This window comes from Ruegeria sp. K7 (assembly GCF_056531785.1).
Window position 1 is genome coordinate 43,590 of sequence record NZ_JBQFMJ010000007.1, and the last position, 22,939, is coordinate 66,528.

Annotated in this window: 17 protein-coding genes and 1 riboswitch; of the genes, 10 read left to right on the forward strand and 7 right to left on the reverse strand. The window is 57.2% G+C overall.

Annotated elements, in window-relative coordinates; genetic code table 11:
- Positions 1 to 14 precede the first annotated feature (14 nt).
- The 5 genes from ACR0FE_RS12915 (at position 15) to ACR0FE_RS12935 (ending at position 4,125) form a co-directional block, all read left to right on the forward strand.
- Complete coding sequence (locus tag ACR0FE_RS12915) at positions 15 to 779, forward strand: transporter substrate-binding domain-containing protein (RefSeq protein WP_170678949.1); 765 nt, start codon at positions 15 to 17, stop codon at positions 777 to 779.
- A gap of 9 nt (positions 780 to 788) precedes the next feature.
- Positions 789 to 1,535: an ABC transporter permease subunit gene (locus tag ACR0FE_RS12920; protein WP_170617150.1), complete on the forward strand. Its 747-nt coding sequence runs from the start codon at positions 789 to 791 to the stop codon at positions 1,533 to 1,535.
- Positions 1,532 to 2,293 carry an ABC transporter permease gene (locus ACR0FE_RS12925; protein ID WP_480913076.1) on the forward strand — a complete coding sequence of 254 codons (762 nt, stop codon included), beginning with the start codon at positions 1,532 to 1,534 and terminating at the stop codon, positions 2,291 to 2,293. Before ACR0FE_RS12920 ends, ACR0FE_RS12925 begins: the two co-directional genes overlap by 4 nt.
- Positions 2,294 to 2,647: 354 nt before the next feature.
- On the forward strand, positions 2,648 to 3,253 hold the full coding sequence (locus tag ACR0FE_RS12930) for a hypothetical protein (RefSeq protein ID WP_480913078.1): 606 nt from the start codon (positions 2,648 to 2,650) through the stop codon (positions 3,251 to 3,253).
- Between the two features lie 158 nt (positions 3,254 to 3,411).
- Positions 3,412 to 4,125, forward strand: a complete 714-nt coding sequence (locus ACR0FE_RS12935; RefSeq protein WP_480913080.1) for a sulfotransferase family 2 domain-containing protein — start codon at positions 3,412 to 3,414, stop codon at positions 4,123 to 4,125.
- Positions 4,126 to 4,392: 267 nt separating this feature from the next.
- Here the strand turns inward: ACR0FE_RS12935 and ACR0FE_RS12940 are convergent, their stop codons facing one another.
- From ACR0FE_RS12940 to ACR0FE_RS12955, 4 genes are all read right to left on the reverse strand, one after another.
- A complete protein-coding gene (locus ACR0FE_RS12940) occupies positions 4,393 to 6,051 on the reverse strand; it encodes a thiamine pyrophosphate-binding protein (protein WP_480913083.1) in 1,659 nt (552 codons plus the stop codon).
- A 3-nt stretch (positions 6,052 to 6,054) separates the two neighbouring features.
- Positions 6,055 to 8,466: an FAD-dependent oxidoreductase gene (locus ACR0FE_RS12945; protein ID WP_480913085.1), complete on the reverse strand. Its 2,412-nt coding sequence runs from the start codon at positions 8,464 to 8,466 to the stop codon at positions 6,055 to 6,057.
- Complete coding sequence (locus ACR0FE_RS12950) at positions 8,463 to 10,874, reverse strand: GcvT family protein (RefSeq protein WP_480913087.1); 2,412 nt, start codon at positions 10,872 to 10,874, stop codon at positions 8,463 to 8,465. Before ACR0FE_RS12950 ends, ACR0FE_RS12945 begins: the two co-directional genes overlap by 4 nt.
- 61 nt (positions 10,875 to 10,935) lie before the next feature.
- Positions 10,936 to 12,474: a trimethylamine methyltransferase family protein gene (locus tag ACR0FE_RS12955; RefSeq protein ID WP_480913090.1), complete on the reverse strand. Its 1,539-nt coding sequence runs from the start codon at positions 12,472 to 12,474 to the stop codon at positions 10,936 to 10,938.
- A 115-nt stretch (positions 12,475 to 12,589) separates the two neighbouring features.
- Between ACR0FE_RS12955 and ACR0FE_RS12960 the strand changes: the two genes are divergently transcribed.
- From ACR0FE_RS12960 to ACR0FE_RS12975, 4 genes are all read left to right on the forward strand, one after another.
- Entirely contained in the window at positions 12,590 to 13,480 is an 891-nt protein-coding gene (locus ACR0FE_RS12960; protein WP_480913092.1) for a LysR family transcriptional regulator, read from the forward strand.
- Positions 13,481 to 13,565: 85 nt separating this feature from the next.
- Positions 13,566 to 13,670: riboswitch (TPP riboswitch) on the forward strand.
- Between the two features lie 32 nt (positions 13,671 to 13,702).
- Positions 13,703 to 14,683, forward strand: a complete 981-nt coding sequence (thiB, locus tag ACR0FE_RS12965; protein ID WP_480913093.1) for a thiamine ABC transporter substrate binding subunit — start codon at positions 13,703 to 13,705, stop codon at positions 14,681 to 14,683.
- On the forward strand, positions 14,659 to 16,206 hold the full coding sequence (locus ACR0FE_RS12970; protein WP_170617129.1) for a thiamine/thiamine pyrophosphate ABC transporter permease ThiP: 1,548 nt from the start codon (positions 14,659 to 14,661) through the stop codon (positions 16,204 to 16,206). The genes thiB and ACR0FE_RS12970 overlap by 25 nt, the downstream gene beginning before the upstream one ends.
- Entirely contained in the window at positions 16,193 to 16,885 is a 693-nt protein-coding gene (locus ACR0FE_RS12975; protein ID WP_480913096.1) for a thiamine ABC transporter ATP-binding protein, read from the forward strand. Before ACR0FE_RS12970 ends, ACR0FE_RS12975 begins: the two co-directional genes overlap by 14 nt.
- An 11-nt stretch (positions 16,886 to 16,896) precedes the next feature.
- On the opposite strand, the gene ACR0FE_RS12980 is transcribed toward ACR0FE_RS12975, so the two are convergent.
- The 3 genes from ACR0FE_RS12980 to ACR0FE_RS12990 all read right to left on the reverse strand — a co-directional run bounded on the left by ACR0FE_RS12980 (position 16,897) and on the right by ACR0FE_RS12990 (position 21,173).
- Complete coding sequence (locus ACR0FE_RS12980) at positions 16,897 to 17,988, reverse strand: transporter substrate-binding domain-containing protein (RefSeq protein ID WP_480913098.1); 1,092 nt, start codon at positions 17,986 to 17,988, stop codon at positions 16,897 to 16,899.
- Entirely contained in the window at positions 17,985 to 19,691 is a 1,707-nt protein-coding gene (locus ACR0FE_RS12985) for a hypothetical protein (protein WP_480913100.1), read from the reverse strand. Before ACR0FE_RS12985 ends, ACR0FE_RS12980 begins: the two co-directional genes overlap by 4 nt.
- Positions 19,692 to 20,135: 444 nt before the next feature.
- Positions 20,136 to 21,173, reverse strand: a complete 1,038-nt coding sequence (locus ACR0FE_RS12990; RefSeq protein WP_480913102.1) for an endonuclease/exonuclease/phosphatase family protein — start codon at positions 21,171 to 21,173, stop codon at positions 20,136 to 20,138.
- A gap of 226 nt (positions 21,174 to 21,399) precedes the next feature.
- Between ACR0FE_RS12990 and ACR0FE_RS12995 the strand changes: the two genes are divergently transcribed.
- Positions 21,400 to 22,326 carry an alpha/beta fold hydrolase gene (locus ACR0FE_RS12995; protein ID WP_170617119.1) on the forward strand — a complete coding sequence of 309 codons (927 nt, stop codon included), beginning with the start codon at positions 21,400 to 21,402 and terminating at the stop codon, positions 22,324 to 22,326.
- The last annotated feature ends 613 nt before the right edge of the window (positions 22,327 to 22,939 follow it).

The following is a 22,939-nucleotide window of genomic DNA, read 5'->3' on the forward strand; positions in this document are numbered from 1 at the left end:
ACAGGGAGAATCCTATGAAACTCAAAGCACTTCTGACTGCGGCCTCTGCCGTGGCTGTTCTGACTGCAGGCGCCGCTGCCGCTGAACAGGTCAAGATTGGCATCGCAGCCGAGCCTTATCCTCCGTTTGCCTCGCCCGACAGCTCGGGCAATTGGGTCGGCTGGGAAATTGAGGTGATTGGTGCCGTCTGCGCTGCGGCGGAACTGGACTGCGTAATCACACCTGTCGCATGGGACGGCATCATCCCGTCGCTGACCGGCCAGCAGATCGACGCCATCATGGCTTCGATGTCAATAACCGAAGAGCGCCTGAAAACCATTGATTTCAGCGACCCTTACTACAACACCCCGGCGGTGATCGTGGCGGACAAGTCGATGGACATTGAACCGACCCCGGAGTCGCTGGCGGGCAAGATTGTCGGCATCCAGGCCTCGACCATTCATCAGGCTTACGCGCAGGAATACTTCAAGGACGCAGAGCTGAAGGTCTACCAAACGCAGGACGAGGCCAATCAGGACCTGTTCGCAGGCCGCATCGACGCGACCCAGGCGGACAGCATTGCCATGGCCGACTTCGTGAACTCGGACAATGGAAGCTGTTGCGAGATCAAGGGGGCCGTTGCGGATGACCCGGCGATCCTGGGCCGTGGTGTTGGTGCCGGTGTGCGCAAAGGCGATACCGAGCTATTGGAGGCGCTCAACAAAGGGATCGCGGCGATCCTGGCAGATGGAACCCACGAGAAAATCACCGCGGGCTATTTCACGACCAGCATCTACTAAGGCGCTGCTGTGACCGGACTGTTCGAGACACTGGGCCTCGGCGCCAGCGCCGAGTTGCTGTCGCTGTCAAGCTGGGGAGGCAACCTGCTGCGCGGGCTTGCCAACTCGCTGCAGATCGCCTTCGGCGCATTTGGGATGGGGCTGGTAATCGGGCTGTTCGGAGCTTACGGAAAGCTATATGGCGGGAAGGTCACACGCGACCTTCTCGCTATCTACACGACTGTGATCCGGGCGGTACCTGAGCTGGTGCTGATCCTGATCCTCTATTACGTCGGCAGTGATATCATCAACAAGATTTCTGAGGCGGTCGGCGGAGGCCGGGTTGAAATCAACGGTATCGCGGCAGGCATCTGGGTGCTAGGCGTGGTGCAGGGGGCCTATGCCACCGAAGTTCTGCGCGGTGCCATCAAGGCTGTACCGGTGGGTCAGATCGAAGCGGCAAAATCTTACGGGATGCCAGCTTTCATGATCATGCGTCGGGTAACGATACCCGCGATGATGGGGTTCGCGGTGCCGGGACTTGCCAATTTGTGGCTCATCGCGACCAAGGACACGGCGTTGCTGGCCGTTGTCGGATTTAGTGAATTGACCCTGGAAACAAGGCAGGCGGCAAGCAGCACCCGGGCCTATTTCACTTTCTTTCTGGCGGCCGGCTTCCTGTATCTTATGGTGACCCTGTTTTCGGGTGTGGTTTTTGCCCGAATTGAGAAATGGGCACGGCGCGGTCAACCTTCGCTGAAAGGGGACGCCGCATGACAACATTCAAAGCCCTGATGCAACCGCACCGCATCGTTATGATATTTCTGTTTGCGGCATTGGTGATCTGGTGCGCGTTGTCGCTGCGCTGGGACTGGATCCCAAAATATGCGCCCTTGGCACTGCAAGGTCTTTGGACCACGGTTTGGCTTCTGGTTGTTACAACTGTTCTGGGCTTTCTTTTGGCTGTGCCGCTTGGATTAGCGCAGGCGGTCGGGCCTTGGTATCTGGCCACTCCAGCTCGGGTATTCTGTACCATAATTCGCGGCACGCCGCTGCTGCTGCAGATTTGGCTGCTGTATTATGGGCTGGGCTCTCTGTTTCCCCAGTTTCCCTGGATCCGCGCATCGGAACTGTGGCCGTACCTGCGCCAGGCGTGGCCCTATGCAGTGCTCGCGCTGACCTTGTCATTCGCGGGCTATGAGGGCGAAGTAATGCGCGGCGCGTTTTCCGGGGTGGCGAAAGGGCAGCTTGAAGCCGCAAAGTCATTTGGCATGCCACGTTTCACCATGTTCCGCCGGATCTGGTTGCCGCAGGCAGTCCGCAACGTGCTGCCGACTTTGGGTGGCGAAACAATTCTGCAACTTAAGGCAACCCCACTGGTGGCGACCATAACAGTGGTCGAGATCTATGCAGTTTCTTCCCGGGTTCGGGCAGACACTTTCATCGTGTACGAACCACTGCTGCTGCTTGCGCTCGTTTATATGGCGATTGCGGGCCTGATTGCTCTGGCATTCCGGCGGTTCGAAGGGGTTTGAATCGCTTTGACGCTTTTCAGATAAACTCGACTTTAGGCTAGGTGAGCGTTTTGCCTGCTACAGTTTTCTTGCCAAGTCTTGTCCGTTAAAGATCTGCCAAAGAAAACAATCGCTCACTTCCAGGCGGCTGTAAAGAACCGAACAATGGTCAACTCTTTGAAGAATGACGGTTGTTGACCCAGCGGCAACACGGCATTCGAGTAAGCGTTTGGACGCAGAGCGCATCAGGGGCTTTTGTGTTTCGCGACCATTGCCGTATTGACACAACAGCCATGGCAAATTTTCTGGATTTCAGGGTCCCACATGGAACATTACGTGGCATCTGCGCTAAGGTAAGGTGTTAATTCAGTTGCTATGGATATGATCAAAATGACTATTCGCACCCAAGCCGTCGCCCTTGTCCTTGCTGCGATGTACCCGGCAGCTTCAATGGCAAGTGATTCAGAAGTTTCCCGTGTCATGGCGCCGTTCCAAAAGCCAGCTGTACTCCCTGCATCAGGCGTCGACTGGACAGGTTTTTCCGTTGGTTTGGAACTTGGTTATGCCCCCGACGTGGAAGGCTCCAGCGGTCCGATCTACGGCGCGAAATTCGGCTGGGACTACGATTTCGGCAAGGTCATAATCGGGTATTTTCTGCAATACACCCGGACGAATCTGGACATTGACCCCGGTTTCGAACTGGGTTCGTACAAGCGTTTTGGCGCGCGCGGCGGCATCGACAGCGGGTTGAACATGTACTACGCCAGCGCCGGCTATGCTGAACTCGACACGCACGCCAGCGGCGATATTAACCCTGGCGAAGGCGATGGTTATTTCGTGTCTCTTGGTTATGAACGTTTCATCCGCGAGGAGATCACGCTTGGCGCCGAGTTGGTCTATTCTGAGTACTCGGATTTTGAACGTGACTTTAAAGACTTGGGTGTAACCACACTTTCGTTTTCCTTGAACTACAGGTTCTGAATCGGAGCGGGCCACTGGCCCGTATTCGATCATGCGGCCCGGGCAGCGCGGCAAGGGCGTCGCGTGGATTTCCCATTAGTTAGGCGCGGCACATGGTATCTGCATGATACCGATATGCTTTTCTTGCCACCCGTCGGAGTGTACCATTGGTCTTGCGCATGTTGCGCGAGTCCTTCGGAGCACTTGCGCCCCACGCGTTGTCTGCAAGGAGGCGTAGCAATTCGGTGCCAATCTATCCCACGCTAAAGACCGTATTCATTCATATTCCAAAAACTGCGGGATCGACGGTTTCAACAATTTTGCGCCGCCCGAACCTCCTGAATTTTACGAAACATGATCCTTCTCCTGCGATCGACAAGCACTCGTCTTTATTTGCGCATCTCGAGCAGTTGGGGCCGGAGGCGGCAGACTATTTCAAGTTCAGTTTTGTTCGGAATCCTTGGGACAGGTTGGTCTCGGCCTATCACTATATCATCGCGCGGCGTCAGGAACTGGAACTGGTGGCCAGTCACCCCAATTTCGAGAGCTTCCTGTCTTCATTCACGGAAGAACCTTCAAAGTACCTCGACATACCCTACTTCAAACCCCAATCCAGTTTTCTCGTAAATGACGACGGTGAAATGCCGTTGGATTTCCTGGGCCGCTTCGAAACCCTCGATAAAGACTTAAAAGTCGTGCTTCGGGAAATTGGCAGCAGGCGTATGTTCTTCAAGCATCGAAAGAAATCGAAAAGGCGAGATTACCGGGAATACTATTCCGATGAAAGCAGTAAAGCGGTTGGTGAGGTTTACATCCGCGACATTGAGAATTTCGGGTATGATTTCAACGACGGCCTGGTTCGCAAGAAGAACTTCTCTCTTCGAAAGTTGTAGCCCCAAGGGGTGACTGATGGTAAAATAGAGTTGGTTTCTACCCGGGCATTGAGTTCGCGCAAAGCGCACGAATCCTCCGCCTCGATGCCTTAATTTAGGCAGGTTCAAACCCGACCGTAGTCAACACGATCAAACAAATGGCTCGCGAGAGCCTTGCGTCTGGATCCCGCCGTCATGGGAGTGCCACGAGACCAAGATGGGTCCAAACTGGTGCCATTAATTCGCTAAGCCCTGGAAATTGGTTGGCTTCAAACGACCCTCTGCAAATCACTTTTGAAACAAATCCTTGCGCAACGTCGTAAGGGCTTCGGCGTCGATCTTGGCGTGAATAACAGTTGTTGCCCCGCTGGAAAATGCGCTGGTCAGGGCTGGCCCCAGATCCTCCGGCGACTCTATCCAGATTCCTTTGCCGCCACACAACTCAGCGAACCGGTCGAACCCGGGCGAGGCGATTTCGGCACCAAGCAGACGGCCTTCGAAAAACTCCTGTTGATAAGCTTTTTCCGCTCCCCATGCCTCGTTATCCAGGACCACGATCACTATCGGCAATCCATATGAGATTGCTGTCTGAATTTCGATCATAGTGTATCCGATCGCGCCGTCGCCCATGATTGCCACGACCGGTCGATCCGGGGCGGCGGCCTTGGCGCCAATTGCCGCCGGAAGACCAAAACCGACCAATCCGAAGTCCAGCGGTGTGATCAGGGACCTGGGTGCATAGTGGGCTAGCCTGTCTGCTGCCTGAAGACACGTGTTGCCGGTATCCAGCGTTACAATTGCATTCTCGGGCAGTACTTTCCGAATTTCCGCCAAGGCGCGTCTGGGGTGCATAGGCCGCGTGGCGATCCTGGCCTCTTCGTCACGTTCGGCACGTAAGGTTTTCATGTTGTCTTGAAAAGAAATACGCCATGGATCAGCGGCGGGCTTTGAACATTTTTCGATCAACGCGAAGGCCGTTTGGCAGGCGTCTGCCTGAACTGCGATCTCAGCCGGAAAATAGCGACCAACGGCGGACCCTTCGATATCCACTTGGGCAATTCGGGTATCGGCTCCGACATAGTCATTGCTGTGAAAGGTCGAGTTGAACCCCAACCGCGCGCCCAGAACGACCATAACGTCTGCCTCTTTGGTCAGGCGCGAGGCAACGCGATTGCCACGTGGCCCCGCCTGTCCTGCGAACCAGGGATGACCATGCCGCATGACATCCGCATGACCCGTCGACGCGACCACCGGAATCTCGAGCGTTTCGGCAAGCCTTGTCAGCGTGTCACACCCGGCACTCCACTTAAACCCGGCACCTGCGAAAATCACCGGGCGCTTTGCGCCGGACAGCAGTCTGGCCATCGCGGTCACATCCTCGGGTGCAGGCGGGCCGGGGCGGGCTATTTTGACGGGCTCCGGCGCAATGGGCGGAACCTGGGCCGCGAAAAGATCGCGCGGGACATGCAATACCACCGGCCCGCGTCTACCCGAAATTGCAAAGCGGATCGCATCTTCGAGCATTGGCGCCAGTCGGCTAGGATCGGTCACAATCACCGAACGCTTGCAGATCGGAGCAAACAACGCGACCTGGTCGACTTCCTGAAACGTATCCTTGGCCTGATCGGATCGGCTGATCGCCCCTGCTATGACGACAAGCGGCGAATAGGCCAGATGGGCCTCGGCCACTGCAGTTACAATATTGACCACGCCGGGGCCGGCCTGCGCGCCAAGGACAACCCCGGGTTTGCCCGTCATGCGCGCCCAGGCATCCGCCATGTGCCCAGCTGCGCGTTCATCGCGGGCGCCGACATAGGCGATATCGCCGCCGCGATACATTGCGTCGTAAAGTTCCAGCATCGAGCCGCCGAGTAATCCGAATACCGTGTCGATCCGGTTGGCCTTCAAAACGCGATAGACGGCCTCACCGCCATTGATCGTGGTCATCATTTACTCCTCGGATCGGGGGCGCAGGTTCTTTGGGTCGAAAAGCGCTTCGTCATGGACTGTAACGGGTATGTCTTGATTCAGAATCTGCACCGAAAGCCCACTTCGCGCCGTACCCCTGCGCACGAACAGCCAGCCCAGAGATTTTCCGATCGTGTAACCATATCCACCCGACGTTGTCAGGCCGACAACAACGCTGTTATGCAGGACGGGTTCTCCGCCATGAATGTCGATACGATCTGAGTGCAGTTCGCAATAAAGCAGTTCCCATTCCGGTACGCGTGCCAACAAGGCATTCCGCCCAATGAAATCGCGCCCTTCTGCACGAACGAAACGGTCCAAACCGACATCCAGCGGACCGACATCGGTGGTCAGTTCGCCCGACGCGCGATAGGCCTTCTCCATTCGCATGCCGTTGAAGGCGTAACTGCCAAGATCAATCAGGCCGTGCCCGGCACCTGCCGCGTGGAGCGCATAATAGATTTCCGCGATCCGGTGCAGCGGCGCGTGAATCTCCCAACCCAACTCTCCAACAAAAGATACTCGCAGGGCATAGACTGGCACATCCGCGGCGGTGATTTCCTGCCCCGACAACCAGGGGAAGGCGGCATTCGACAGATCCGCGTCGGTAAGTTCACGCAGGATTTTGCGCGAGTTCGGACCGGACAGGGCCAGCATCCCCCAGTCCGAAGTTCGGTTGATCATCCGCACGTCCTCGCCTGGCCGAATGTGCGATCGGATCCAATCAAAGTCCGGTTTGGCGCGGGCTATTGCGGAGCCTGTGAAATACCGATCCCGGGCAATGCGCCAGATCGTCATCTCGGTTTCGAACCGTCCATTGGGCGTTAATAGGTGGTTCAGGCTTATGCCTCCGTCGCGGGAGGGGATTGTGTTTGCAGACAACCTGTCCAGCAGATTGTAGGCATCCGGGCCGGTAATTTCGAACTGAGAAAATGCGCATAGATCAATTACGCCAGCAGACGCACGGGTTGCTTGCGCCTCGGCCATCGCGTTGGTGTGCCATGGCTGGTGCCCCCAGCCTATCTGCTCGACCTCACCCGGCATGCCAAAATACCGTGGGCGTTCCCACCCTGCGGTCTCGCCGAAAACCGCGCCTTTGGCGGCCAACCGATCATACAGCGGATGTCGCTTGATCGGGCGAAGGGACGTGAACTGCTTGCCAGGGCAGGGCGTGTCATGGCGGCGCATGAATTCATCTTTGGTGCGTTCGACGATAAAGGTGTCACTGGCAAAATCGCCGTAACGGCGCGGGTCCATCGTCCTTGTGTTGATCTGCGTTTCGCCGTGAACCATCCAGTCGGCCAGCACCTTGCCCGCACCGCCGCCCCACGCGAGGCCGATAGACGACCCACAGGACAGCCAGACATTCGGCGCACCCGAGGGCCCAACCAGCATCCCCCCGTCGGGTGTGTGTGTGATTGCACCCCGTACCACTCGCTTGATGCCCAGATCAGCAAGGACAGGCATTTTTTCAAAGGCGATCATCAAGAAGTCGCCAATCGAGTCGTAATCGGCCTCGAACAGTTCATTTTCGGCCTTCCAGGTCGCACCCTGCGGCATTGTCCAGACGGTCGGGCAAACATGGCCTTCGTATATTCCGATCAGGCCGGACTTCTGTTCCTGTCTGATATACCCGCCAAAGGCGTTGTCGCGCATAACCGGCAGTTCCGGGCGGTTTTCGAATTCAGGCACGGCATCAGTGACCAGATAGTGATGCAGGCACGAGACCGAGGGGATTTTCAAACCAAACCACTCGCCAACCTGATTGGCATAGCTGCCTGCGGCGATCACCACGTGTTCGGCCAGTACTTCACCATTTTCCGTGCGCAGCAGCCAAATGTCCCCTCGTCGGCTTGCGCCCAGAACCTGATTGCGGCGGTCAATTTTGGCCCCACGCGCGCGGGAAGCCGCTGCCAGCGCCTGGGTCACGCCGGACGGGTCGATATGTCCGTCTTCGAACGTCCGGACTGCCGCCTTGACGTTGTCGACCTTATAAAACGGATTGCCTTTTGCAACCTCATCCGGCCCGACCAGTTCCATCGGCAGATCGAGCATCTTGCCCACACCCATGATGGATTTCATCCAGTCAACCTCATCATCGGTTGTGGCAATGCGAAAACCGCCGACTTCATGCCAGCCGATGCTTTGGCCCGTCTCTTTTTCAACCTGCTTGTAGGTTGCGATCGAGGTCTTGTTGATCCATCCCGCGATACGGCTGCTCAAGGCGTGAGCGATCTGCCCCGCGGCGTGCCAGGTCGAGCCACTTGTCAATTCCGCTTTCTCGAACAGAATCGTATCTGTCCAGCCGTTTTCGGCCAACTGAAATTGCGCAGCGACCCCCATGATACCGCCGCCAATGATGGCGACACGGGTGGTGCGCGTCACGTCCGTCACGAAAATGCTTCCTTCGCGGGTTTCAAAGTGGCCTGCGCCGAAAACCGCACACAGGCGATTTCAACTTCAACAGGCAGCGTGCCATCCGCAGTCCAGGATTTCTCTTCGAAAGACCGCTGGATATCGTGCACAACTGCCAAGGCCACAGATCGGTTGAACCGATAACTCCAGGCCGACGACGTTATCTGCCCGATGGCGCGCCCGTTCAGATAGATCGGCTCATCGTGGATCGGTATCGCGGCCGGATCATCAAACAGCAGCGAAACAATCCGTTTTGTCGTTTCCAGTTCGAGCAGCGCATCTTCACCAACAAAACCAGAGCCAAATGCGCAGAAGGCCGCAAGCCCGGCTTCAGCGGGTGTGGTGCCGGGGGTCAGTTCGTGGCCAAAGGCCCGAAAGCCGCTTTCAATCCGCAAAGAACCACTAGCAAAGAGACCAGCATGGGTCGCCCCGGCCCTCACCAGCGCCTCATGCGCGGCCATCGCCATTTCTGCTGGGATATAGAGTTCGAACCCTTCTTCGCCGGTAAAGCTCAGGCGGCCGACCCAGCTACGGGCGAGGCCGATTTCAGCGGGCCTGAATTGAAATCTCTTGAGATCGGGCAGGGGAGTGTTTGTGGTCGCTTGAAGAACATCGCAGGCCCTTTGTCCGGCGAGACCCAGGATGGCATATCCGCTTGTTACATCAGTAAACTCAACACGATATACGCCCCGCGTTTCACGCATCCTTTTCAGGTTACGCACAACTTCACTTGCACCCGTGATCATCAGGAAGGTTTGCGGGCCGTGCCGCTGAACCGTCACGTCGCTCTCGATCCCGCCACGTTTGTTCAGGATTTGCGAGTACACAATCCGACCCTCGGCAACATCTATCTGCGCCGCACACAGCCGGTTCAGAAAGGCGCAGGCATCGGGGCCTTGGATCATGATCTTGCCGAACGCACTCTGGTCCAGAATGGCGGCACCCTGGCGGCAGGCGGCCACTTCGCGGCCGACCTGCTCGCGCCATGTGGGCACACTGAAGGTCAGCGGCAAGTGGGCGGCTTCACCGCCGAAATGCACTGCACGTTCCCATCCGCCGCGGTATTCAAATCGTGCCCCTGCGGCCACCAGCCCCTCGTGAACAGGCGAGCGACGCTGCCCCCGCGCAGTCTCCATCGAGCGCCCGGGGTAGGGATTGTCGTAGTGGCGTCCCAGAACTTCGGGAATGCGTGCCTCCAGCGCGCCCAGAACGTTCATCTCCGGGCTGAACCGCCGGATATCGGCTTCGGCAAGTTCCATCGTCGGCTCGCCGGCAATGATCCACTCGGCCATTGCCATGCCCGCGCCCCCGGCCAGCGCGATACCGGTGGAGTTCATCCCACCGATCAGAAACAGTCCAGGAACATCCGGGCTTTCGCCCAACATGAACTGGCTGTCGAGGGTGAAGCTTTCGGGGCCGTTCAGCAGCATCCGCACTTCGGCACGCTCCAGCGCGGGAATGCGTCGCAGCGCGTTTTCCATCATTGGCGTGAAATGATCCCAGTCTTCGTCCAGCAGGTCGAAGCTGAAATCAGCAGGCAGGCGATCCAGCGGCAGGCCCTTTGCATGGGGTTCGAATGAACCCACCAGAAGCCCTTCGACATCGTCGCGGGCGTACAGGAACGCATCCTGATCGTTGAGTGTCGGCAGATGTGCGCCCGTCCCAAGCGCCTGCACTTCGGGCAGCGGCTTGGTCAGCATGTAGAAGTGCTCGCAGGCGTAAAGGGGCATGTGCGCGCCGGCCATGGCCGCCACTTCGCGGGACCACAGTCCACATGCGATCACCACCTCCTCAGCTTCTATCAGGTGGTCACCGACTTCGACGGCTGCAATCCGACCGCCTTTTTTTTGCAGACCCGTTACCTTGGTGTCCTCGAATATTTGCACACCACGCGCCCGGGCCCCTTTCGACAACGCCAGCGCTACATCGGTTGGATTGACCCTGCCGTCGGCGGGTGACCAGACTGCCCCCAGGACGTCGTCCACTTTGATCAGAGGCCATAGGTTGTGCGCGCGGGCCGCATCGACCACTTCGGCCTCAAGCCCGAACGCACGGCCCAGCGAAACCTGACGTTTGATGTTGGTCAGGCGATCACCGTTCGTGGCCAGCGTAAGCGACCCGGTTTGAACCCAGCCCGTCGCTTGCCCGGTCTCACGTTCGAGTGCGCCATATAGGTCAATCGAATAGTTGATCAGCTTTGTCAGAGTGGCCGACGGGCGCAAGCGACGCACCAGACCCGCCGCATGCCATGTGGTGCCCGAGGTCAGTTTGGAACGTTCGAGCACGATGATGTCTTTGCGACCCTCACGGGCCAGATGGTAGGCGACCGAGCACCCGATCACGCCTCCGCCTATCACGATGGTGCGTGCATGGTGGGGCAGAGTCATGCAGTATCCCCATGGAATGTTCTTGTTTCGAGCGCGCTGAAAGCGCCGGCGGTACGATCGGTCATGGCTCTCTCCCGATCCGGCGGCGGCTCAGTCGAATGTCGAATTGCTGTCGCACATCGCGATCGACCGCATCCGGAATGTGTGAGGGGAAGTGATTTTCAAGCAACTCACGCGCCTTGGCTTTCGCAACTTCACCGACTGGACGCGCGCCGTCTTCCTGCCAGTCAACCGGTGTGCGCCTGTCGCCAACATGAGGATAGAAATAGTCCGATTTCATTCGGTCGTAGGTATGAACCTCACCCAGGTAGTGACCCGGACCCCGACACACATCGGCGATCACCTGCGCTGCAATGTTGTCGGTCGTAACTTCGATCCCACGGATTGTTCGAAGCACATTGCCCAAAAGGTCGTTGTCGCTGACATAGCCTTCCAATGAAACGCCCAGAAGACTGGCATGACTGCCAGCGGCCTGCGTGACAATGTTCGATCCCGCATGTGCCGCCATGGCGACTGCCAGGCATTTCTCAGCCCCGTATTGGGAATCCAGTGTCTTGGCGTCGGTAATCCCGGCTATGGACGAAGTCGGCAAGTTGAAATGCCGCCCCATCTGCGCCGCACCGGCCATCAGGATCGCCTGTTCCCCTCCGCCACCAGACATCGACCCGGTGCGCAGGTCGGCGACCAAAGGTTTGGGTGCAATAATCGCGCGAACCTGCGGATCGACGAGGCGGGCAAAAACCAATCCGGCGAGCGTTTCAGCCACGGCCTGTACAAGTGACCCGGCCAAGGTGGCCGGGCTTGTGGCCCCGGCCTGTCCCGCGCTGATCAATTGTACCGGAAAACCCGCAAGAATAGCGGCCTCGAGCACTTCACAAGCCTCTTCCGCGAAGCGCATGGGCGGCACAACATGACAGACCATGACAGTCAGGAACGGTCGCGCGCGAAAGGCGGCCTCGTCACCTGCGATCCTGTAACAAAGGCGGGCAATGGCGGGGACGTTTTCGGGTCCGGTGATCGAGACGGAAACATGCTTGGACGTGCCCATCAGGCAGGCATAGGCAGTGTTGAGGTCCATTGCCGCAGCAGGGTCAACGTCACGCGCAACGACCGGACGGCTGAAATGATGGATGTTCTCCATCCTGTCGACCAGTCGGGCGGCATCATACAGGTCGGCCAGGGTTGAAGGGCGGTAGTGGCCCGTATCGATGTCGAAGACACCCGGCGCGGCGCCGCCGGTTGACATATAGACCCGCGTGCCTTCGATCCGCAGATCGTTTTCAGGAACTTGCCCGCAAAGGACGAAATTCCGCCTTGCCTGCTTGATCGACTTGCGCACAAGGGCGCGCGGAAACAACAATCGTCCGTCATCGCCCAGCGTCCCGCCCGCTGCCGTCACCTTGTCGACCATGGATGGGGTCGGCTGACTTAGTCCGAGGGTCTCAAGCAGCAGCAATGCGGCTTCCTCGGTCTGAGCGACTTCATTCGGGGACAGCGGTTTCAGGCACCCGCCAACCACACCCGGCCATACCGCAGGGCTGGCCTCGTCGCTGTTATCTTGTGTCAGACGGTCCTTGCGACCGCGCCGGCGCGTAGACATGGGCCTAATATCATGAGCTCAGCTTCATTCAAAGTCAGCCTACACAGCCATAGGGCTTGTTTACAAAAGCCGTTTTCTCAGCAATTGATGAGTAAAACTTACATTAGGGAAATTCGTGACCGCCTCTCTTCCCGCCCTTCGCGCCTTCGATGCAGCCGCCCGCCAGGGCAGTTTTCGCATTGCGGCCGAGAAATTGTCGGTCACACCCACGGCGATCAGCCATCATATTCGAGGGCTGGAAGAGCAGCTGGGCGTCAAGCTGTTTGAACGGGCCGGGCGCGAGGTCGCGTTGACCGAAGATGGCAGGCGTCTGGCCGCGGCAACGGCTCAGGCATTTGAAATTCTGGATGACGCGGTGCGTTCGGTTCGCCGCAGCTCCCGCAAGGTGGTCCGACTTGCTGCGGGGCCGATTTTCACTGCCCGCTGGCTGATGCCCCGGATCGGTGATTTTTGGGACGACCACCCCGAGATCGAGCTGGAGGTGGTTCCTTCTTATCAACCCGGCACGCTGAACCGGGCAAACATCGACATCGTGATCCGCTGGGAACGAATGGCCGAGATGCCCGAAACCGCGATCAAGCTGATCGAGCTCGCCCCCGTTGCCATAGCGTCGGAGGCATTTGTCCTGAAACACGGCCCGGTGAATGAGCCCCAAGACCTGTTGCAGCTTCCCCTGTTACATCAAAGGAACCACTGGGGTTGGCTCGATTGGTTCCGGGCGATGAATGTCACGGTCGATGGCCCTTTGCGTGGTCCGATCTTTGAAGATGCCAATGTTCTGCTGCGGGGTGCCGCAGAAGGGCAGGGCGCGATTGTCGGCTGGCTGCCCTTGATCGATCAGGATCTGGCCGAAGGTCGCGTCGTGCGTCTGTTTGATGAAAGCATCACACCCACTCATGGTTACTTCGTCGAGAGCACAGGACCTGGCCGATCGCGACGCGAGACGCGAGCCGCGATTGAATGGCTGCAGGTTCAAAGCCTGGGCTTGCAGGCTGATCTGCCCTGATCCCGCCAGTTGAGAAGCATCCTTCATGCCAGTGAAGCGTGAAGGGCGAATTTGGTTGAAATTGTTTCGACATCACCCTAATCACGGCCTCACCTCGGGGTGCGCGGAATGCCGCGCTGAGACGCCCATAGCGAACCCGTTGAACCTGAACCGGCTAGAACCGGCGGAGGGAAAGGTGACGGTTTCATCCATCCTTGCCCTCTCGCCGCAATGGAGGATGACATGAAACATCTGCTGATTGCTGCGGGAATTCTGAGCGCAACTTCGGCTATCGCCGCCGACAAACCTCAGCTGACCGTTTATACTTATGACAGCTTCGTCTCGGATTGGGGTCCGGGTCCGCAGGTCAAGGAAGCATTCGAAGCGGTCTGCGACTGCGAACTGAACCTTGTTGGTGTGGAAGACGGTGCCGCCCTGTTGTCGCGCATCCGTCTGGAAGGTGAAAACTCGGATGCAGACGTTGTCCTGGGTCTGGACACAAACCTGATTGCGGCAGCAAAGGAAACCGGCCTGTTTGCGCCCAGTTCGGTCAGCGCCGAATACACTTTGCCCGTAGAATGGAACGATGACGTATTCGCGCCTTACGACTGGGGGTATTTCGCGTTTGTCCATAATGCCGATGCAGCAGCACCGGCCAATTTCCGTGAGCTGGCCGACGGTGATACCAAAATCATCATTCAGGATCCGCGTTCATCCACACCAGGGCTTGGCCTGTTGCTGTGGGTCAAAGCCGCCTATGGTGACGAAGCCCCCGAAATCTGGGCAGGACTGGCTGATAATATCGTGACCGTCACCAAGGGCTGGTCCGAGGCGTATGGACTGTTTCTTGAGGGTGAGGCTGACATGGTTCTCAGTTACACCACATCACCTGCCTATCACCTGATCGCTGAAGAAGATGCAAGCAAGGCGGCGGCGGCATTTGACGAAGGTCACTATATGCAGGTCGAAGTAGCCGGGAAACTGGCCGGAACCAATCAGCCTGAACTGGCGGACCAGTTTTTGCAGTTCATGGTTTCGGACGCTTTTCAGCAGATCATTCCGACAACCAACTGGATGTATCCGGCGGTAACGCCTGCGGCGGGCCTGCCCGAAGGGTTTGATACACTGACCGTACCGGAAAAATCTTTGCTGCTGGATTCTGATCAGGCGGCAGCCGTGCGGGACGAGGCGTTGGCGGAATGGCTGGGCGCGCTCAGCCAGTAAATCCGACGCCGGGTATTGGCGCGGCGACACTGATTGCCGTGCTTATTCTTGGTACGCTCGCCGCAGTTGCCCTGCGCGCCGACTCCGCAAGTGGGTTCGGACCGGCCGATTGGTCAGCCCTTCGGTTCACGCTGGTTCAGGCGGTGTTGTCCGCCATTTTCAGTGCAGGGCTTGCCGTTCCTGTCGCCCGCGCGCTGGCCCGGCGGCGTTTTCGCGGGCGGGCGGTTCTGATCGCGCTGCTGGGGGCGCCGTTCATTTTGCCGGTCATTGTCGCCATCATCGGCTTGCTGCAGGTTTTCGGCCGAGCGGGCTGGATTTCAGACGTTCTAGCGGTTTTTGGGCTACCGCCGATCCGTATCTACGGGCTGCATGGCGTGGTTCTGGCGCATGTCTTTTTCAATCTCCCCTTGGCCACGCGTCTGATCTTGCAGGGGTGGCAGGAGATTCCGTCCGAAAGGTTTCGATTGGCCGCCCAGTTGGGTTGCAACGGATGGGCCATGTTCCGGCTGATCGAAATGCCTATGCTGGCGCGTATCCTGCCCGGTGTTCTGGCCGTTGTTTTTGCCATTTGCCTGACCAGTTTTGCAGTTGCCCTGACTTTGGGTGGTGGACCACGCGCGACCACGATAGAACTCGCGATTTACCAGGCCTTTACCTATGATTTCAACTTGGGTCGCGCCGCGCTTCTGTCCGGGGTGCAGCTGGTTCTGACCGCGACTGCGGCCCTGGCAGCGCTCAGGTTCTCCAGGGGTGACGGGTTTGGTGCCGGGCTGGATCGTTCCATCCGACGCTGGGATGAAGGGACGCGGGCGTTTGATGCCTTCTGGATCAGCGCAGCGGCGGTCTTTCTCCTGCTGCCGTTGACCTCGGTCGTGATCTCCGGACTTTCGGGAGTGTTCGAGATATCGGTGCTGGTGTACCGGGCGGCCTTGATATCCGTTTTGGTCGCGGCAGCCAGCACCGTCGTTCTGCTGCTTCTGGCCTTGCCGATGGCGATGACGGTTGCAACCGGGCGATACGGGATCGTCGAACTCTGCGGTATTCTTGGATTGGCAGCGTCACCTCTGGTCATCGGCACCGGGCTGTTCATCCTGATCCGCCCACTTGCCAACCCTACTGTTCTGGCCCTGCCTGTAACGGCTCTGGTGAATGCCGTCATGGCGTTGCCCTTTGCCCTGAGGATACTTGTTCCATCGACGCGCGAGGTTGTTGCGCAATACGGTCGTCTGGCACTGTCACTGGATATGAGCAGATGGAGTTTTGTGACACGCATTCTGCTGCCCCGCCTGCGACCGCAAATCGGATTTGCCGCGGGTCTGGCGGCGGCACTGTCCACGGGGGATCTGGGGGTCATCGCGCTATTTGCCGATGCACAAATTGCTACGCTTCCGCTTCAGATTTACCGGCTGATGGGAGCCTATCAGATGGAGGCAGCGGCCGGTGGCGCCCTGTTGCTGCTGGCGCTTTCGATGGGGGCATTCTGGCTTTTGGATCGAGGAGGGCGCTGGCATGCTGAAGCTTGATGGCTGTGCGATTTCAAATGGCGATTTCGTATTACGCGCGAACCTGCAAATCGAAACCGGATCACGGGTTGCGATCATTGGTCCTTCCGGTGCGGGAAAGTCGACCCTTTTAGAAGCGATCGCTGGGTTTCGCGATCTGGCCGCGGGGCAAATTTACTGGCGCGGCGGCGATATTACCGGATTACCGCCGGGGCAGCGCCCGCTGGCGATGCTGTTTCAGGATGGGAACTTGTTTCCTCATCTGACCGCTGGCCAGAACATCGCCCTGGGTTTGCATCCGAACGGCCGGTTGTCAGCCGATGAGCAGGCACAGGTGCATTCCGCGTTGGATCGTGTTGGCTTGCCCGATATGGCGGACCGGCGACCGGCACAATTGTCGGGCGGTCAACAAAGCCGTGTTGCCCTTGCCCGCGTGCTGGTACAACAGCGGCCTTTGCTTTTGCTGGACGAGCCGTTTGCCGCTCTGGGGCCGGCGCTCAAGGCGGAAATGCTGGATCTTGTCTCCGCCCTGACGACCGAGGCCGGAACGACAATGATGATGGTCAGCCATGATCCACAGGATGCAAGACGAATCGCAAGTCATTCGGTTCTGGTGGCGGATGGGCTGGCGCACCCGGTCACCGAGACATCCACACTTTTTGATAACCCGCCGCCTGCGCTGCGAGACTATCTTGGGTGACACGTCCGCCGTCAGTTGGCCCCGGCGACCAGATTCCACAGGAACAGATCCAAGGAGCGTGAAATCTTGTTGCGGTCAAAATTATCCGAAAAACTTCGCACAAGGATTGAATCGTGACCCTTGTGGATCTCGATCGTGAGCTGCTGCAGAAACGCCAAGGTGAGTTGGTCCGAACTGTTCATCTGATCTGACAAGTGGACGAAAATGCCATAGCGCTCTTCAGAATAGACCTGAGCGTCCGCACGGGCCTGACAATCCGGGTTTCTTTCAATGTAGGATTTCAATGCCAGCGTCACGATCTCAAGATCGCCAACCGAGTAATAGATTTGCCCGTCGCACAGCGCTTGCGCCAGTTTTTCATGGTTTGGGTAACTGCGGACAACATAGGCAGCGTCAGGATCTGTATCGGCCGCATCGGCGCTGACATATTTAGCAAGCGAACCCACATCCCACGTCAACCCAGCCACGGCATCCGGGCAATCGGTCAGGCGTTTTTTCTCATCGTCGCTGAGAACAACCTTGTCTACATCCGGATGCATTCTAACGATTTCCGAGAATGTCTCGCCGAAACCGTATTTTTCTGCAATCAGCCTAATAGAGCGCGGTGCCGTGGTGCCTTCCACGATCCCTGCGACCGGGCCGATACAGGGCCAGTGACCAGCCCACTGGTCACGCGTCGTCTCCGCCCTTCCGACACCAGACAGATAGACCGGCGGGGAAACAAGCACGCCGGGATAGGACAAACGCTCTTGGGTAATGGTGGCCGGATCGCAGAGAATGTTGATTTTGCCGCTTTGCAGGTCGGTGAACCGGTCCCGCGCCTCGACAGCCTTCCATTCAACGGTGAAATCGCGGGACTTCTGCAGTTCTTCAAGGACCGTGGCGCAGATATTGACCATGTAGCCGGTGAACACCTCACCCGACGCAAGAGGCGGCGTATCGCTGGTCAAACGTCCTTCGCGATCACGCACCGCGAGATACGAAAAAGGCGGGGCGTCCGTTCGCACGCCAACGATCAGGTCCGCTTCGGCCGTGACAGAAGAGGCAGTGCCTTGCCAGGCCAAAGCCGCCAAGGCGAACGCCAAAACAGCAGGGCGTGTCATGAGCGGCCATCCGATCTCTGGGGCTCGCGGATGCGGGTGCCGACAACTGACAGGATTTTCTTCATCGACCCGGTTTCAGCCAGTTCGGCGGCAATTGCGTAAAAGACCAGAAAAATGGAATAGGGAAGCGTTACCATGATTGCGATGTCCAGCAGGCCAAGGCCCGTCGCCGGGGGGACTATATTGAACAGGCTTGCGGCCAGATTTGCCACCATCAGAAGGAATGCCGATACCACCAGGGCGATACCAACTGTCACGAACCAGCGCATCCGGTCATGCTGATCCGCAACGAACAATAGGGCGCAGGCCGTCACGTAAGACAGCAAAAAGATGCGCGGCAACTGTTCGATTTCATCCTTCAGGAAATTCAGGCCTGTTGTGATCATCGCGCTGCCGTCACCGTCCAGCGCGTGTCGAACGACACCATCCGCGCCGATGCAGGTTATCGCACCATAGAGAACCGTGGCCAGGAAGGCGGGCCAGAAAGCAAGCTTGGCATAGTCCCAGAACGGAATCTGTATATCGTCACTGCGGGGCCAGCTGCCCTGATCCATCCTGAGATGCCGCAGCAGTATGGTAAGAAACGCCAGCAGGATAAGTGACGGGATCAGGGGGATCAGCATGGCGGCGCAGATTTCGCGCAATTCGGTCGCATCGTTTACGTTACTGCTGAACATGGCCACCTGTTCAACCAGGACATAGCTGAAAACCGCCCCGAAAATACTTGCAAGCGTGATGTCGTGCAGGGATTGCGCGGTGTCTTCACCAGTCACTTTTTCGATGATCTGTGCCGTTGGCGTGTTCATCAGCGCTTCGGGCACTTTGCGCGACCTGATCGAATAAAGCGCAAACAGACACTGCATCGAGTCCGCCAGTTTTGCGGTTTCATCCTGCAGGCTTTGCAAGGTGTCTTTTTCCAGCTTGAAGTTGGCAATGCGGCCCAGAATGCTGGCGTACCGTGATCGCAGGTCGTCGATCCGCGCCAGAGGGGTATCTTCGTTGAACAATTGCCGGAAGGCCGAGCTTTGCGGCCCGATGATTGGCGGTTGCAGCAAATCGATACAGCGCAACGAGCTTTCGATGCTTTGCACCATTCCATCCATGATCGGGTCAACCTTGCTTGCCGCGATCTTCTCACGAAAAGCTTTCCACAGCGGCAGGGTCTCGCCATCTCCATAGCTTCCGTAATTCAGATCTTCGAGAGATTGCAGCACCCGAAAAATGTTTCTGGGTACACCGGCAAAGAAATAGGCGATGGCGCGGATTTTGCGCTCGATGACCTGAAAGGTGGGTGAAGCGGCCCCAAAGGTGATGGCGATGGCCAGCCAGAACGGCAGAGTACGCGGATCAACGGCAGGCCCCGCACCAGCCTCCGGGTTAACGATGGATCGGGCCACAACGTTGGACCCGCCTGTCGCGGCCGTCGCTTCCTTGCTGCCCATCACAAAGGTCGCGATCAGTTCCGGCGACATCAGCATCACGAAGTAGATGCCGACAAAGAACACCATATATATCGCCAGACCACGGCGGTTTTCGGCCTTGGTGGTCAGTGCCGACATTCGGACGTTTTCAAGTTCTTTACGAGATGCCTGGTTGTTGGATTTCAAATTGTCCACGGCGTCAGAGGTTGTGTATTCCTTGTACGCCTCGAACAGCAGTATCAGCCCACCCAGGCCGATGGCCCAAACAGCATAGTTGCCCATGTTTTCGGTTCCCCGACTCTGTTGCGTCAATCAAAGAGTTTCGCGTAACCGCACTACCAGCCGCATTTTTCATATTTGGGATTGCAGGAAGTATTGGCGTAGGCCGCAGACTCTTTGATCACCGCGTTCGCGGCAACCAATATCAAAATGATAACAACAAGATACCGCATCAGTCACTCCATAAAAAACTAAAAAACGGCTGCGCCGATCAAATGTTCATACTAAATATCTAAAAACGTAACATAAAACTTGCAATTACGCAACCTGAGGGGGAGCGTTCCGCCTGATTACACCGATGCCGTCACAAGCCGCTATGGTTGTCCGCGTTCAATGGCACAGGTTGTGGAAGTGCCAAAAAAGTTATCCAGGTAGCCGGGTGGCGAATCCGGCGTGATCCCATATGGCCATTAAAATGGTCAGGAAGTACCCGGAAACCAAACAATATCAACTGCCTTGGCCGGGCGCAGGCTTCCACTGAAAACCCACGCGAATAATCCCATGATCCGTGGTTCCGCTTTCTTTATGATCGTCATGGTTCAGGTGGTCATTCTGCACCAGCATCTCGTCAAAGGCCCAAAGGCGCTTCTTCGAATTGTCGTAGAATTCCTGACTGAACATGATGTGGTCCAAGCTTTCGCGCTGTCCTTTGAACACATGCGTGTAATATACGTCGCGCGTCGAACGGTATTCCTGCATGGTTTGCGCGGTATAAAGCGCGTTGTCGGCTCCTCCCGAAGACAGAGGCGACAGGTAGGTTGGCTGTTCTGACAGAATATTAAGCGTGTTGCTTTCCTTGCCGTCATTCATATCGCCGATCAGAACCACAGGGGTATCCGTTTTCTTTGTCAGGTTGGTTATGATCACGCGCAAAGCGGCCGCTTCGGCGGTCCTGCGCACGGTCGAGATAGCATAGCCCAGTGACGTGATATGCGGGCCGTGAACGTCCCTGTCATACCAACCCCGCTCGCGCCAGATCTGGGCCGGGCGGCGAGATTTGAAATGGCAGACGAACACATGAATAACCGGTGTCCGAGGATCGGGGCGGACCTGAAAATGCATGACAGGGCGGGAAAAGCCATCCAGCGCCACGGAAATATCAGGTTGCTGCGGATCATCGCCTGTCGACTGCAAAACGCATTCCTTGGGAAAATCTTCGATCCATTCTGGTTGATCCACCAGAATGTCCGAACGCACAGCGGCGGCGCATACGATCTTCTTGTCATTGTGATCCTCGGGCACCAACAGTGTATGGGTTCCCGTCAAGGACGAGTTGTCCAGCGCCGCTTGCAGCGCGTCCTCGGCCCAAAGCTCCTGCACGCCGACCACGTCCGAATCAATTCTGCTCAGCGCCTTCGCGGTGAACGCTATCTTCTTTTCATAGGTGGCCTGATCCCATCCATCTGAGTCGCCATAGATGGCCTGACCAGGCAGGTGAAGGTTCAACAAATTGAAACTGGCAAATGAAATATCTCGCGCGGTCATTATTCCCTCCAAGGTATTTAGATAGAAATTTCTTTGGAACAGATCCCTCTCGAATACTCTTATTCCCGGGCAGTCGGGTCCTGGTGTCAACTCTGCGGCCAGCTGTCCGAAATTCGCAGGCTTCGGGTCAGTTGCACGGTTACATAGTATCAGAAGTTCTCCAATATTTTGCCAGAAACGCTTTTCTGTGGCAGATTTTATGGATTGGTTAAAAGGAGTTCACAGGATGGCTTTGTTTTTCTCCCGGCGCACTTACAACGCTTCAAAAAAGAAGTTCACGATAAAACCTGCCGCGAAAACCCGGTACGTCTCGATCTCACATACAAGTTCCGACGGGCGTATCCGGAAAGGAGGCATCATCAAGCAAAAGAAGTGGCTTGAGATGGTGCAGAAGGCAGGAGGTGACAAAGACGTCCTGATTTACGTTCACGGTTTCAACACGTCCCAGAAGGAAATGCTGGACCGGCTGGCCAAGATCGAAAAGGGTGTGAGATCACAAGGATACAAGGGTGCGGTCGTTGCGTTCGACTGGCCAAGCGACGGTTCTGTTCTCAGCTATGACAAGGATCGTTCCGACGCCAAGGCAGTGGCCCCTCATCTTGTGGGCGACGGAATACTGCCGTTGCTGGCCATGTCGCCGCGCCCAAAAGTTCATCTTATCGCGCATTCCATGGGGGCATTTGTTGTTTTGCGCGCCTTCTCTGATTTTGGTGACTCGGCGGGTTCTGGAAGCGGCAACTGGGGCGTCGATCAGGTCATGTTTGCATCGGCCGATGTGGATTCCGCCTGGCTGGAGAAAGGCGCGTGGGGGGGGCTGGTTCTTGGCAATCGCAGTAAACGCTTCACGAATTACTACAGCGGTCGGGACAAGGTGTTGGCACTGGCCGGCGGGCTAGTCCACGGCGGACGCGACCGCGCAGGCCATGTTGGGATGCCAACGCTCACTACCAAAGGCCATTGGGACATTTACTGCAATGAACAATACAAGCGCGACGTTCCGAAGCCAAAACGAACCAAAGTCTATTCCCATCGCTGGTGGTTCGACAGTAAGGGGTTTTTCAAAGACCTCACCCTGACCATTGGTGGCAAGGACGCCAAGTCCATGGCCACGCGCAAAAAAACCACCGGCCATGACCTGGCGTTACTGGCTTGAGTGAGCAGGGCATGCCAAATAGGCACATTCGCGATACAGTTTCTGCCGTCGCTGGTCGATAGAATGATGAACGACTCCTTACCAGTCCCCCGCTCATAACGTGAGTCTGTGCATCTGAATTTGTCAGTCATCAGTTTTGGGAAGGCGATCAAACCGGAGTACTTGATTGAGGCAAGCAACACCCTTGGATTTGCAGGAAGGTTCTGGAAACCTCCCTAGACCAATGTAGCCTGACCAATGCGGGCAAGATCGCGCAAAACGCCTGGTTCCGGTCTTCGTTTTCGTGAACGCGAGTCGGCAGTTCCTTGCTACTGATCACCGACTTGGCTTCCTTTCTGCTTGATCCTTTACCTTGTGGAATGCGGTACTTGGCTTTCGTGTTGAGTGTTTTTTCAAGGGGCGATCGAAATCCCACGACCGACACAGTCTGCCGCCTTGCCCAGAGTGCTCTTGAGAATTACGGCCCGCTTTCGACAGGCTTTCGTACGGTATTGCTTCGGATTTGAGACAACCAGATGTCGGGGAACGCGACGCAGACGCGCTTCGCAACCACGAATACGGTTATGTTGAGCAAACATGGCAGCTTCCATGCGCTTGGCAGTCCCTTGTCTGT

What these genes read in the sequence shown, in the direction of transcription:
- ACR0FE_RS12915 (WP_170678949.1), top strand. Translation starts at nt 15, where the DNA reads ATGAAACTCAAAGCACTTCTGACTGCGGCCTCTGCCGTGGCTGTTCTG.
- ACR0FE_RS12925 (WP_480913076.1), top strand. Translation starts at nt 1,532, where the DNA reads ATGACAACATTCAAAGCCCTGATGCAACCGCACCGCATCGTTATGATA.
- ACR0FE_RS12930 (WP_480913078.1), top strand. Translation starts at nt 2,648, where the DNA reads ATGGATATGATCAAAATGACTATTCGCACCCAAGCCGTCGCCCTTGTC.
- ACR0FE_RS12935 (WP_480913080.1), top strand. Translation starts at nt 3,412, where the DNA reads ATGTTGCGCGAGTCCTTCGGAGCACTTGCGCCCCACGCGTTGTCTGCA.
- ACR0FE_RS12940 (WP_480913083.1), bottom strand. Translation starts at nt 6,051, where the DNA reads ATGACCACGATCAATGGCGGTGAGGCCGTCTATCGCGTTTTGAAGGCC.
- ACR0FE_RS12950 (WP_480913087.1), bottom strand. Translation starts at nt 10,874, where the DNA reads ATGACTCTGCCCCACCATGCACGCACCATCGTGATAGGCGGAGGCGTG.
- ACR0FE_RS12955 (WP_480913090.1), bottom strand. Translation starts at nt 12,474, where the DNA reads ATGTCTACGCGCCGGCGCGGTCGCAAGGACCGTCTGACACAAGATAAC.
- thiB (WP_480913093.1), top strand. Translation starts at nt 13,703, where the DNA reads ATGAAACATCTGCTGATTGCTGCGGGAATTCTGAGCGCAACTTCGGCT.
- ACR0FE_RS12970 (WP_170617129.1), top strand. Translation starts at nt 14,659, where the DNA reads ATGGCTGGGCGCGCTCAGCCAGTAAATCCGACGCCGGGTATTGGCGCG.
- ACR0FE_RS12975 (WP_480913096.1), top strand. Translation starts at nt 16,193, where the DNA reads ATGCTGAAGCTTGATGGCTGTGCGATTTCAAATGGCGATTTCGTATTA.
- ACR0FE_RS12980 (WP_480913098.1), bottom strand. Translation starts at nt 17,988, where the DNA reads ATGACACGCCCTGCTGTTTTGGCGTTCGCCTTGGCGGCTTTGGCCTGG.
- ACR0FE_RS12985 (WP_480913100.1), bottom strand. Translation starts at nt 19,691, where the DNA reads ATGGGCAACTATGCTGTTTGGGCCATCGGCCTGGGTGGGCTGATACTG.
- ACR0FE_RS12990 (WP_480913102.1), bottom strand. Translation starts at nt 21,173, where the DNA reads ATGACCGCGCGAGATATTTCATTTGCCAGTTTCAATTTGTTGAACCTT.
- ACR0FE_RS12995 (WP_170617119.1), top strand. Translation starts at nt 21,400, where the DNA reads ATGGCTTTGTTTTTCTCCCGGCGCACTTACAACGCTTCAAAAAAGAAG.